We start from the raw sequence: 13170 nt of genomic DNA on the forward strand, positions 1-13170 counted from the left end.
GCTCGCGTGCTTTCGCTCGCCGTTCCCCCGCGCGCGGATTATCCGAGCCGCGACCGGGGAGGATGCACGCATGAAGGTTGGATTCATTGGACTGGGCAACATGGGCCTGCCCATGGCGAAGAACCTGCTGGCGGCGGGGCACGAGCTGTCGGTGTGGAACCGCACGCAGGCCAAGGCCGGGCCGCTGCGCGAGAAGGGCGCGCGCGTGGCCAGCACTCCCGCCGAAGCCGCGCGCGGCGCGGAAGTGGTCTTCAGCATGCTCGCGGACGACCGCGCCGTGCAGGACGCCATCCTCGGGAAGGACGGCGTGCACGTGGGGCTGGGGAAGGGCGCCATCCACGTCTCGTCGAGCACCATCTCCGTGGCCCTCTCCGAACGCCTGACGGAGGCCCACGCGAGCGCGGGGCAGGGCTACGTGGCCGCGCCGGTGTTCGGCCGTCCCGAGGCCGCGGACGCGAAGCAGCTCTGGGTCGTCACCGCCGGCCCGAAGGCGGACGTGGAGCGTTGCCGGCCGCTGCTGGAGGCCGTGGGGCGCGGCCTCACCGTGCTGGGCGAGAAGCCCTCCGCCGCCAACGTGGTGAAGCTGTCGGGCAACTTCCTCATCGCGTCCATGATGGAGGCGCTCGGCGAGGCCTTCGCCCTCACGCGCAAGTCCGGCATCGAGCCGAAGGTCTTCCTGGAGGTCTTCCAGTCCGTCTTCGCGCGCTCGCCCATCTTCGAGCGCTACGCGCAGCTCATCGCCGAGGAGAAGTACTCCCCCGCGGGCTTCCCCATGAAGCTGGGCCTCAAGGACGTGGGGCTGGTGCTGGACGCCGGCCGCGGCGCCGAGGTGCCCATGCCCCTGGCGAGCCTCCTGAGGGACCAGTACCTCGGCGGCGTCGCGCAGGGACACGGTGACCTGGACTGGTCCGCGCTGGGGGCGCTCGTGGCGGAGCGCTCGGGCTTGAAGAAGCGCTGACCTGGGGCGCCGCGGACGCAAGCCTCTGTAAGCCCGAGGACGTCGCCGTGAGCGATGAATGCGTCTATGTATTGCGCGCGCGAGCGCCCGTCGTGTTCTCCTGTGTCAGGGGAGGGGACCGATGCTGACGGAGAACCGGCTCAGGAAGTCCATCCACGGCGGGGCGCTCGCGCTGGGGCTGGTGAGCGCGCTGCCGCTGCCGTCGCTGGTGGAGATGGTGGGGTACGCGGGCTACGACTTCGTCATCCTCGACCAGGAGCACGCGCCCGTGGGCCCGGAGCTGCTGGAGCACCTGCTCCGGGCCGCGGAGTGCGGTGGTGTCACCCCGCTGGTCCGCGTGCCCTCGCCCGCGCCGGACGCCATCCTCCGCGCGTTGGACGCGGGGGCGTTGGGTGTGGTGGTGCGCGTGCGCAGCCGGGAGGAGGCGGAGGTCGTCGTGAGGGCCACGCGCTTCCACCCCAAGGGAGACCGGAGCCTCGGTGACGGGCGGCCCACGGGCTTCGGACGGCTGCGGCTGCCGGAGTACGTGGCGCGCGCCAACCGTCAGCTGTTGGTGGTGGTGAGCATCGAAGACCGCGCGGCGGTGGAGGCGCTCGACTCCATCGTCACCGTCGAGGGCCTCGACCTGGTGATGGAGGGCGCCGTGGCCCTGTCGCAGTCGTACGGGGTGCCGGGGAAGGTGGAGCACCCGGACGTGCAGGCGGCCATCCAGCGCGTGGCCGGGGCCTGTCGTCGCAACGGGGTGCCCTACTGCGCCACGCCCCGCCTCCCGGGAGAGGCGGAGCGGTGGCAGCGGGAAGGGGTCGCCGCCCTGCTCGTGGGCGACGACCGGAGCCTGGCGTTCCGCTCACTCCAGGCGCACTTGGAAAACATGCGCCTGGAGCTCACCAAGCAGTAGTTCCGCGGACTGCTAGCGGGCGTCCGTCTCCGCGGCGGGGATGGGGAAGCGCTCGTGCGGTGCGAAGCTGGGGTCCAGCTCGCGGGGGAGCGTGTCCAGCTTGTTGTAGCGGCGCAGGTCGATCCACCGGTGGCCACCCTCGAACAGGAGCGAGTACCGCTTCTGCTTCAAGAGCTCGTCCACGGCGTTGGCCGCGGTGATGTCCGTGCGGGCCGCGAGCCGGCCGGAGCGGGTGCGGATGTAGTTGATGTCATCCGCCGCCGGGCCGATGTTGCCCAGGCCGATGTTGGCCTCCGCGCGCAGGAGGATGAGCTCCTCGTTGCGGATGATGGGCACCGGCGACTCCGCGCTGGGGTACAGCGTGAAGGCCAGGTCCGTGGACAGCTTGCCGTCCGCCGCGGTGGCGGGCTTCTCCAGCTTCTTCGTCTTGCGCGACACGCGGTCATCCACGCTGCTGTTCGCCTGGTTCTCCGCGTCCGTCACGATGGACGGGTGCGCGAAGATGGTCGTGCTGAGCAGGTTGTTGTCCAGGTCACCCGAGGCCGCGCGGAACACGTGGTAGACGCCACGGTTCAGCGAGGTGAGGGCCGCGCCCTTCGCGCCGTCGTCCGCCGGGATGCTGGCGTCGATGAACGACTGGCTCAGCGCCGTCAGCGCATCGTCGTAGTGGCCCTGGTACACCGCGACCCGCGCCTTCAGCCCGCGGTTGAACTTCAGGAACGCGTCCGCGGTGGTGAAGTCGTCCGTCGGGGTGCTCGGGTCACCCTCGAACCCGGTGGTCAGGCGGAACGGGAAGGCCACCTTGCCCGCGGCCGTCAGGTGCGCCGCGGCCTGGTCGAGCAGTCCGGCGATGTGCTCGAACACCTTCTCCTTGCTCTCGATGGAGGCCAGCTCCGTCAGGGGCTTGTCCACGTCGATGGCGGCGCCATTCGTGTCACGCGTGTTGATGACGACCAGGAAGTCCAGCGCCTGGAACGTCTTCGCGTAGCCGCGGATGGCCTCCTTCTCGGCGTCCGACACGCTCGTCGACGGCAGCTTCTCCATCGCCGCCAGCAGCGTGTTGGCGTTGCGGATGTTGGCGTACGGGTTCGTCCAGAAGTTGCCGCCGAACGCCGGGCCGCCCGGGTCCAGCGCCGGGCCGAGCAGCTCCTCCACCGGGCGGGGCTCCGCCGGGTCGAAGATGAACGCCTCGCGGCCGATGACGCCCAGCTCGGCCACGTAGCCGTTCTGCGCCGCCAGGCCGACCCGGTTCCCGATGATGAGACCCGTGGCCGCGGTCAGGACGCGCGACTTCGTCGGGTTGTCCCGGAAGTCATCGAGGCTGACGTTGTCCAGGTCGTCGACGTCCAGGCTGCCGCAGCCGCCCAGGCCCAGCACGGCGCACAGCGCCACCACTGTCTTCTTCGTCAAATGCATGTTCATGGCCTTAGAACCCGACGTCGAGCGACGTCCAGAAGCTGCGGCTGGGGGGGAACGGGGCGACGTCGATATTGCGAGCGATGGCCTGGTTGCCGAAGTTGCTCACTTCCGGATCCAGACCCGAGTAGCTCGTGAAGGTGAGCAGGTTGCGGCCGCTCAGGCTGAGCCGGGCGTTCTGCACCTTCGGAATCGCGGACACCCACTTCTTGGGCAGGTTGTAGGTGAGCGTCACCTCGCGCAGCTTCACGAAGGTGGCGTCCTCGATGTAGATGCCCGCGTTGCCGCGGCGGTCCGTCAGGCGCTGGCGGCCGGCCGTCTCGAAGTCCTCGGACGTGCCCGCGGCGTCATAGAGGAACCGGGTCAGGTTGATGATGTCGCTGCCCTGCTGCCAGTGGAACAGGAACGACAGGGTGAAGTCCTGGTACTTGAGGTTGTTGGAGAAGCCCATGATGAAGTCCGGCTCGGTGTCGCCGAGCTTCTTCACCGACAGGTTGCCGTCCGCGTCCCGGACGTTGCCGACAATCTGCGTCGCCGACGCGCCCTGCTCGATGCGGAAGGCGCCCAGGCCCGTGCCGAAGCCGCCCGTGAGGAACGCGGGCACCGGCAGGTCCGTCACCATGCTGCGGTTGAGCGCGAACGTCGCGGAGCTCGTCCACTCGAAGGCGCCGCGGATGGGCGTCACCTGCACCATGGCCTCGATGCCGCGGTTGCGCAGCGAGCCACCGTTGAAGATCTGCGTGGTGAAGCCGGTGGAGGGAGGCAGGGTGCGCTGCAGGATGAGGTCGCTGATGGTGCGCTGGTAGAACGTCAGCTCCGCCACCACGTCGCCGCCGAAGAAGAGGCCGTCGATGCCCGCCTCGATTTCGCGCTGACGCTCGGGCTTGATGGTCGGATCGCCGGCGATGCCGGAGCCGAGGAGGCCCGGGTTGCCCTGGATGTTGTTGATGGTCGGCAGGCTGTTGAACTTCATGCCGTACCGGGGCTGGTTGCCCGTCTCACCGTAGGCCACGCGCACCTTGAACTCGTTCACCTTGGGGTGGAACGAGGGGATGCGGTAGGCGGTCGCCAGCTTCGGGTAGAAGTACAGCGCGTTCTCGTTGCCGTTCGCGCTGCTCTGCTCGCCGCGGATGGCGCCCACGAGGGTGAGCCGCTCGTCCAGGAGGAGCATCTCCTCCTGCACGTAGTAGCCGCGGTCCCGGATGAGCTGGCGGTCCTGCCGCACGCTCACCACGGTGCCGGAGTCCACGTTCGGCTGGCCGGCGTTCAGGTTCTCGCTGATGACGTACACCGAGTTGACGCTGCGCTCCTCGAGCTGCACACCACCGGAGGTGGTGGAGACGAGGAACTTCGACGCGGGCCGGTACGTGTGCACCAGGTTGAGGCCGCTGTTGATGTTGCGCACCTGGCTGGTGCCGAACAGCGACGTGCCCGGGAAGGTGTCGTCCACCGGCTCGAAGTTGAGCTCGGGCGGGAAGACCACCTGGTTCTCCTGCTGGAAGCGGTCCACGCCGGCGTTGGCGAGGATGCGCAGGTGGTTCTCCTCCGTCTTCAGCAGGTTGATGGTGGCATCACCCGCGCCGATGAAGCGCCACACGTCCTCGTCGTTCTTCACGAGCGCGGCCGTCTGCAGCGGGTTGGCCCCGTTCCCCAGGAAGGGGTTCGTCGGGTACACGCCGGACGAGTCCGCCTGGAGGTTCAGGAACTCCGGCGCGTACGGCATCGTCATGTAGTACGTGATGGTCTGGTTGTCGTTGTTCGTCAGGCCGCGCTGCCCCAGCGTGTGGAGCAGGTTGGTGGAGACGTTCAACTCGACGGCATCGCCGAGCGTCTGACCCAGGTTGAGCCGGAACGACTGCTTCTCGTAGCCGGTGTTGGCGATGATGCCCTCGTCGTTCTTCACCATGGCGGAGGCGAAGTACTTCAAGGTGCCCGACGCGCCGCTGATGCTGGCCAGCGTCTCCGAGGACAGGTCGCGACGGCCCGCGAGCGCGGACTCCTGGTCATACGTGCGGCCGGGCACGTAGTACTGGGCCGCGTCCTCACCGAAGGTGTCGATGACCTCTTCCACCGTCTCGAAGCGGCGGGTGCCCAGCTTGTTGGCCAGCGAGTAGAAGCCGAGGCGCTGGGTGATGTCGACCTTGGGCGCGCCCTCGCGGCCGCGCTTGGTGTTGATGATGACCACGCCGTTGGCGGCCTTGGAGCCGTAGATGGCGGCGGCGGAAGCACCCTTGAGGACCTCGATGCTCTCGATGTCGTTGGGGTTGATGTCCGCGATGCGGTTGACCTGGTTGTCCTGCGTGGGCGACGGGTTGGAGCCCGTCACCGAGTCCGTCACGGTGTAGATACCGGACGCAATCGCCACGTCGCTGACGAGCACGCCGTCGATGACGTACAGCGGCTGCGTGGAGCCGTTGATGGTGGACACGCCGCGCAGGCGCATCTGCATACCGCCGCCCGGAGCGCCGGAGTTGCTCTGGATGTTGGCGCCGGCCACCTTGCCCTGCAGCGCACCGTCCACCGTCTGCGCGGGAGCGCGGTTGAGGTCCTCGGCGTTCACCGAGGCCACCGAGTTGGCCAGGTTCTTACGCGCAACCTCGGAGGCGCGGCCGACGACGACCATCTCCTCGGAGAAGACGTTGTCGAGCTGCACGGTGAGCTCGCGCTGGTTGGCGCCGACCTTCACCTCGCGCTCGCCGTAGTCCTGGCTGGAGAACAGCAGCGTCACCGGACCCTGCGGCACGTTGGGCAGGGAGAAGGAGCCGTCCAGCTCCGTCTCCACGCCCTGGGTGGTGCCCTTGATGATGACGCGCACCAGGGGCAGCCCTTCGTCCGTCAGGCGGTCCGCCACGCGGCCCTTGATGGTGCGGCCCGCCACCACCTGCACCGCTGGCGGCTGCGACACGGGAGCGGGCGCCGCCGGGCTGGCTGCCGCCGGCTCCGGCGCTGGAGTCGCGGGAGCCTGCGCCGCGGGCTGGGGTTCGGGAGCCGGCGCCGCGTCCTGCGCCATGGTTTCCAACGAAAAGAGTGCAATTACGCACCCCGGAATCAACGCCCTTCTCAGCGTCATTCGGTCCTCACGTCTCTGCGTTTGAACGGCCCCCCCTGAAGGATGCCGTGGACTTGAATCGTCCCCGGCTGAACGCTTCCGAGTCAACGACATATCGGGATTTCAGGAACTTGCCTGCCGCTCTTGTTGCAACAGAGGGACAGGAATTCTCCGCCCCGGTGAGACATGCGCGTTTGAAACACAGAGGCAGCGCAGACCCACCCATCCGGTAGGGCGTTCATTGGGGGCCCCAGCAAGTCGAGGCGCGTTATCACAAACCGTGCCGCGGTTCCCCAAAGGCTCGGGGCGTTCGACGTGCCCCACCGGAGAATCCTCGATGCCTGCCTCCCTCACCGCGCGCGCGCCCCTGGGCGCGCGGCGTCTCTGTACATCCACCATCCATCCGTGCGTCGTCGCGGTGCTCCTGGCACTGACCGTGTCCGCGCCGGCCAGTGCGGGTTCGCTCCCATGGCGCAGCGTGGCGTCGTTACCGCTCGCCCAGTGTCCGCCGACGCAGCCGCCGGTGGGCCACTGGCCCCATGACTTCGTCGGCACGGCCCGGCCCACCTTCTCGTGGACGGCGGTGAGCGGAGCCACCTCGTACACGCTCTATGTCCTCGACCCCGCGGAGAACATCATCGTCCGGCAGACGAACCTGACGCAGACGTCCTTCACGCCCACGAGTGACCTGCCCGGAGGCGTGCTGCTCCGGTGGAAGGTGAAGGGCGAGAGCCCCTGTGGCCCGGGGCCCTACTCACAGGACCTCTACTTCACCGTGCCGGGCCCTCCGGCGCCGCCCTCGGTGCGGATTGTCGCGCCCGCCGACGAGAGCACGGTGACGGGGCCGGTGGACGTGCAGGTGCAGGTCAGCCCCGACACGCGCTTCGTCGAGTTCTACGTCGACGGCGTCTACCTTGCGACGCAGAGCGGGGGCGCCTACAGCTTCCCGTGGAACCCGGCCGTCAACCCGTTGCCGGCGCCGAACCACGCGATGCAACTGGGTTACTACTTCGCGGACGGTCGCTATGGGAACTTCCGTTCGGAGGTGTCCGGCTACACCAACCTGTATTACGCGTGGGCGCGGCGTGGCTACGAGCCGGACAGCACCGCGCCGGACGCGGTGTGGCTGCCGCTGATGCAGGGCGCGGTGGCGTCCGCCGCCGCCGAGGGCTGGAACATCCAGCTCAACCTCAACCTGCAGGAGCAGACGCCGGGACGGGTGACGCCGCTGGATGCGGTGTTGGACCTCGTCGCGCCGTACTGGAGCCACGTCGCGCGCATCGAACTGGCCTCGGGGCCCGACTGGAGCCGCGCCGAGACGGAGGCGCGAATCCTGGACCTGCGGGCGAGGCTGAGCGCGCGAGGGCTCGCCGCGCGGCCCATGGGCAACGTCTACAGCATCGACCAGGTACGCACGCTCGACGCCATCTTCGCCACCGGCCTGGACTTCGTGGGCATCGAGGCCTTCGTCGACGGCCCGGGCCACCCCATCAGCCAGGGCAACACCAGTTACCTCGTTTCCCGCGTCACCGAGGCGAAGCAGCGCGTGCCCACGAGCAAGCTCATCGTGCTGGTGGTGCAGTCCGACACGCGCAATGGCACGTGGACGAACCTCGACAACCTGAGGGATTTGCAGCTCACGCCCTACTACCACCTGGCCGCGAATGACCCGCGCGTCGTCGCCCTCACGCTGTACACGTACGGCCGGCCCCAGGGCGCGCGAGACAACCCCGTGCTGAAGCCGACGCACATGCGCATCGCGGAGAAGCTGTTCGGCGTCTCCATCCCCGGCTCGAAGTGCGGGCGGAGGACCCTGACGGCCGCCGCCTACAACGCCCAGGGGCAGGGCCGGCTGCAGAACGTGGAGGTGACTGTCGCCGGCCCCGGGTGTCCATAGGGCCCGTGTCCCGAGCGACTCGGGGGAGGACCGTTCTATGTCGTCCGGCGGTCCTTCCCCATCGCATGACTGGCAACACTCCCGGGGATTCCGGCGAGAATCCCGGCTTTCCGAGGAGGAGTGTTGCGCATGCAAGCCTGTCTCGCCCGTCCGTCGTGTCTCTGGGTCCTCGCGCTGGTGCTGGGCGCATGTGGTGCCGAAGTCGCGGAGCCGGGGCGGGCTCCGCCTTCCATGGCGTCCGTGGAGCAGCCCGCGCTCACCGGCCCGTGCGCGGGCAACACGTCCTTCCAGGTGGGCGCGGGCATCTACGACATCACCGGCCCCGCGGCGGAGTTGGGGATGATGGGCTACGCGATGCTGGAGCAGAAGACGGCGGGCATCCACCAGCGCCTGCGCTCGCGGGCGTTCGTCATCGCCTCGCCGTGCAACGGCAAGCGCGTGGCCTTCGTGAGCGCGGACGCGGGCTTCGTCGGCCAGGGCGTCAAGCAGCAGGTGGTGGAACGGCTGAAGGCCACGTACGGGAGCACGTACTCGGATGACAACGTGGTGCTGAGCGCCACGCACACGCACAGCGGGCCGGGCGGCTTCTCGCACTACGCGCTCTACAACCTGACCATCCTCGGCTACGACAAGCAGAACTTCGAAGCCATCGTCGACGGCATCTACCAGTCCATCGTCCGCGCGCACGGCAACCTCACTGCGGGCACGGTGCGCATCGCGTCGGGCGATCTGCTCAACACCAGCATCAACCGCTCGCCCGAGGCATATCTGCGCAACCCGTCCACGGAGCGCGGGCAGTTCGGCCAAGACACCGACAAGCAGATGACGCTGCTGCGCCTGCAATCCAGCACGGGGCAGGAGGTGGGGCTCATCAACTGGTTCGCCGTCCACGCCACGTCCATGGGCAACGACAACCTGCTCATCAGCGGCGACAACAAGGGCTACGCGTCCTACCTCTTCGAGAAGCTCAAGGGCACCAACTACACGGCCGCCAAGACGTTCGTCGCGGCCTTCGCCCAGAGCAACGAGGGCGACGTGACGCCCAACATCTACGGCGGCACCAATGGGGGCGGCGCCAACGACTTCGAGAGCACGGAGCTGTCCGGGCGCAAGCAGTACGACCTGGCCCGCGCGCTGTATGACGGCGCGGCGGCGTCGCTGACGGGCGCGGTGGACTACCGCCACGCCTACGTGAAGATGGACGAGGTGCAGGTGGCGCCCGCGTACACGGATGGCGTGGCGCGCACCACGTGCGAGGCCGCCATCGGCATCTCCATGCTGGCCGGCGCCGAGGACGGCCCGGGCTACGGCAGCGAGGGCGCCACGTGCGAGGACATCCATGACCTCTGGAGTGCCATCTCCTGCGCGGTCACCACCACGCCGTGCCAGGGGGAGAAGCCCGTCGTGCTGGAGATGGGCACCATGCAGCCGTACCCGTGGACGCCGGAGGTGCTGCCGCTCCAGGTGGTGACGGTGGGCAACGTGGCGCTGGTGGCGGTGCCCTTCGAGATGACCACCATGGCGGGCCGGCGGTTGCGCAAGACGGTGCAGGCGCAGCTCGCGTCGCTGGGCGTGGATACGGTGGTGATTGCCGGCCTGTCCAACGCGTATGCGGGCTACCTGGCCACGCGCGAGGAGTACGCGAAGCAGGACTACGAGGGGGCCTCCACGCACTTCGGCCCGTGGCAGCTCGCGGCGGTGCAGCAGGAAGCGGACAAGCTGGCGGCCGCGCTGCGCAACGGCGCGTCCGTCCCCGCGGGCCCCACGCCCCGGGATTTGCGCAATGACCAGACGACGGTGCAGACGGGCGTGGTGTTCGACGACAAGCTGCTGTCGGTGAGCTTCGGCAGCGTCGTCACCAACGCGCTCGCGTCGTACACGCGCGGCGCGACGGTGAGCGTGAAGTTCTGGGGCGGCCACCCGAAGAACAACCTGCGGCGGCAGGGCAGCTTCCTCCAGGTGCAGCGCAAGTCCGGCACGTCCTGGGTGACGGTGGCCAATGACTGGGACTGGGAGACGAAGTACCGGTGGGAGCGCAACAACTGCGTGCCGACGTTCGCGTGCTCGCACGTGACGGTGGAGTGGAAGATTCCCACGGATGCCGTGCCGGGCACCTACCGCATCCGCCATGACGGTGACTGGAAGTCTGGCTGGGACGGGCTCATCCGCGCCTACACGGGCTACTCGCGCGAGTTCACGGTGAATTGACGGCGCGGGGAGGGCAGCCCGGGGCCTCGCACCCGAGGCCCTCTGCCCGCTGAGAGACGGAGCGGGCTCACCCGGGGGCGGGCACGACACAAGTGCCCGCGCCCAGGGGTTTTCCCCTATCAGCCGCCGCCCGTAGGGGGCCCGCGCACCGTCCGGCAGACACAGTGGGCGGGCGTGACGCGGAAAGACGTGTTGCCCCCGGGCCCGGCCCTCCCATAAGAGACCCATCGGACATGGCGATGAACGAGCGTTACGAGCCGCAGGCGATTGAAGGCAAGTGGCAGACCCGCTGGGACGAGGCGGGCATCTTCCGGGCGGGCAAGCGCCCGGGTGCACCCAAGAAGTACATCCTCGAGATGCTGCCGTACCCCAGTGGCAAGATGCACATGGGGCACGTGCGCAACTACCTCATCGGGGACGTGTACTCGCGCTACTACCTGATGCGCGGGTTCGACGTGCTGCACCCCATGGGCTGGGATGCCTTTGGCCTGCCCGCGGAGAACGCCGCCATCAAGGACGGCGTGCACCCGGCGGTGCGTACCGAGGAGAACATCGCCTCCTTCAAGAAGGAGATCAAAAGCCTCGGGTACGCGTACGACTGGGACCGCGAGGTCAACACCAGCAAGCCCGAGTACTACCGCTGGAACCAGTGGTTCTTCATCCAGATGCTGGAGCGCGGGCTCGTCTATCGCCGCTTCAACAAGGTGAACTGGTGCACCGGCTGCCACACCGTCATCGCCAACGAGCAGGTGAAGGACGGCGTCTGCGAGCGCTGCGACTCGCCCGTGGTGGACAAGGAGATGCCCGAGTGGGCGTTCCGCATCACCCGCTACTCGCAGGACCTGCTGGACGCGCTCGACACGCTGAAGGAGTGGCCGGACCGCATCACCTCCATGCAGCGCAACTGGATTGGCCGCTCCGACGGGGCCGAGGCCGACTTCCGCGTGCAGGGACATGACGCCTCGCTGCGCGTCTTCACCACCCGCATCGACACCATCTTCGGCTGCACCTACGTGGTGCTCGCGCCGGACCACAAGCTCGTCGCCCAGGTGACCACCCCCGAGCGCCGCGCGGACGTGGACGTCTTCGTGAAGCGCATGGCCGCCCAGTCCAAGACGGAGCGGCTGGGCGAGGACGCGGAGAAGGAGGGTGTCTTCACCGGCGCCCACGCCGTGAATCCCTTCACCGGCCAGCCGGTGCCCATCTGGATCGCCAACTTCGTGGTGAGCGACTACGGCACCGGCGCCGTCATGAGCGTGCCCGCCCACGACGCGCGCGACTTCGCCTTCGCGCGCAAGTACAGCCTGCCCATCCAGGTCGTCATCCAGCCGGCCACCGGCGACAAGCTCCCGGAGGGCAGCAAGCTCGAGGCGGCCTACACCGAGTACGGCGTGCTGGTGGACTCGGGCGAGTACACGGGCCAGACGTCCGAGGCCGCGCGCGAGGCCATGGCCGCGAAGCTGGAGAAGGACGGCACGGGCAAGACCACGGTGACGTACCGCCAGAAGGACTGGGGCTTCAGCCGCCAGCGCTACTGGGGCACGCCCATCCCCATCGTCTACTGCGAGAAGTGCGACCCCCAGCGCCACGGTATCCCCGTGCCGGTGGACCAGCTCCCCGTGCGTCTGCCGGAAATCGACACCCAGGCGGTGCTGACGGGCAAGGGCGAGCCGCCGCTCGCCAAGGTGCCCTCGTGGGTGAACACCACCTGCCCGAAGTGCGGCGGGCCCGCGAAGCGCGAGGCGGAGACGATGGACACCTTCGTCGACTCCTGCTGGTACTTCGCGCGCTACCTGTCGCCGCACTACGACGCCGCGCCGTTCGACCCGAAGGAGGCCCAGCGCTTCCTCCCCGTGGACGTCTACGTGGGCGGCCCCGAGCACGCGGTGATGCACCTGCTCTACTTCCGGTTCTGGACCCGCGTGATGAAACTGCTGGGCCTCAGCCCGGTGGACGAGCCCGTGAAGCGGCTGATTACGCAGGGCATCGTCAACGGCCCGGACGGCCGGAAGATGTCCAAGCGCTGGGGCAACGTGGTGGCGCCCGCCTCCATCGTCCAGAAGTACGGCGCGGACACCGCGCGCGCGTACGTGCTCTTCGCCGGCCCGCCGGAGCGCGACTTCGACTGGTCCGATGACCAGGTGGAGGGCGTCTTCCGCTTCCTCAAGCGCGTCTGGACGCTGGCGGCCACGCACCACGCCTCGGTGGCCGGCGCCACGCACGACGGCGCCTACGAGGGCAGGGCGTTGGAGACGCGCCGTGCCGCGCACAAGTGCCTGAAGCGGGTGGGGGAGGCGCTGGAGCGCCTGTCCTTCAACACCGCCATCGCCGGCATCATGGAGTGCATCAACGCGCTCTACGCGCAGGGTACGCCGGAGACGCCCGCGGAGAAGGCCGCCATGGCCGAGGCCATCCGGCTGCTCGCGGTGGTGCTGACTCCGTTCGCCCCGCACATCGCGGACGAGCTGTCGGAGGCGTACGGCTCCAAGGAGCTCACCGTGTCCCGGCCGTGGCCGGACTTCGACCCGGCGCTGGTGGTGGACGACGTCATCCCCTACGCCGTGCAGGTGAACGGCAAGCTGCGCGCGGAGATTCGTGTCGCGGCGGACGCGGGCGAGGCGGACGTGCGCGCGGCGGCGGAGGCGGACGACAAGGTGCAGGCGGCGATGGCCGGCAAGACGCTGCGCAAGTTCGTCTTCGTCCCCAAGCGGCTGGTGAACTTCGTCGTCGGCTAGAGCGGGGAC

7 protein-coding genes are annotated in these 13170 nt (G+C 68.8%); 5 read left to right on the forward strand and 2 right to left on the reverse strand.

Translation table 11 applies throughout. The features are described from left to right. The first annotated feature begins 70 nt into the window (after window positions 1-70). Together OV427_RS39240 and OV427_RS39245 are read left to right on the forward strand one after the other, a co-directional pair. Window positions 71-958, forward strand: coding sequence for an NAD(P)-dependent oxidoreductase (locus OV427_RS39240; protein WP_267861352.1), 888 nt, complete (start codon window positions 71-73; stop codon window positions 956-958). A 121-nt stretch (window positions 959-1079) separates the two neighbouring features. After that, complete coding sequence (locus tag OV427_RS39245) at window positions 1080-1856, forward strand: HpcH/HpaI aldolase family protein (RefSeq protein WP_267861353.1); 777 nt, start codon at window positions 1080-1082, stop codon at window positions 1854-1856. A 12-nt stretch (window positions 1857-1868) separates the two neighbouring features. Here the strand turns inward: OV427_RS39245 and OV427_RS39250 are convergent, their stop codons facing one another. Together OV427_RS39250 and OV427_RS39255 are read right to left on the reverse strand one after the other, a co-directional pair. Further along, window positions 1869-3272 (reverse strand): RagB/SusD family nutrient uptake outer membrane protein, encoded by a 1404-nt coding sequence (locus tag OV427_RS39250; protein ID WP_267863543.1) that lies wholly within the window; start codon window positions 3270-3272, stop codon window positions 1869-1871. Window positions 3273-3282: 10 nt separating this feature from the next. Beyond that, entirely contained in the window at window positions 3283-6150 is a 2868-nt protein-coding gene (locus tag OV427_RS39255) for a SusC/RagA family TonB-linked outer membrane protein (protein ID WP_324290077.1), read from the reverse strand. Between the two features lie 508 nt (window positions 6151-6658). Between OV427_RS39255 and OV427_RS39260 the strand changes: the two genes are divergently transcribed. From OV427_RS39260 to leuS, 3 genes are all read left to right on the forward strand, one after another. Continuing rightward, window positions 6659-8218 (forward strand): Ig-like domain-containing protein, encoded by a 1560-nt coding sequence (locus tag OV427_RS39260; RefSeq protein WP_267861355.1) that lies wholly within the window; start codon window positions 6659-6661, stop codon window positions 8216-8218. A 129-nt stretch (window positions 8219-8347) separates the two neighbouring features. Next, a complete protein-coding gene (locus OV427_RS39265; protein ID WP_267861356.1) occupies window positions 8348-10426 on the forward strand; it encodes a neutral/alkaline ceramidase in 2079 nt (692 codons plus the stop codon). A gap of 233 nt (window positions 10427-10659) precedes the next feature. Then, a complete protein-coding gene (leuS, locus tag OV427_RS39270; RefSeq protein WP_267861357.1) occupies window positions 10660-13161 on the forward strand; it encodes a leucine--tRNA ligase in 2502 nt (833 codons plus the stop codon). Window positions 13162-13170 lie beyond the last annotated feature (9 nt).

This window comes from Pyxidicoccus sp. MSG2 (genome assembly GCF_026626705.1).
Classification (GTDB): Bacteria; Myxococcota; Myxococcia; order Myxococcales; family Myxococcaceae; genus Myxococcus.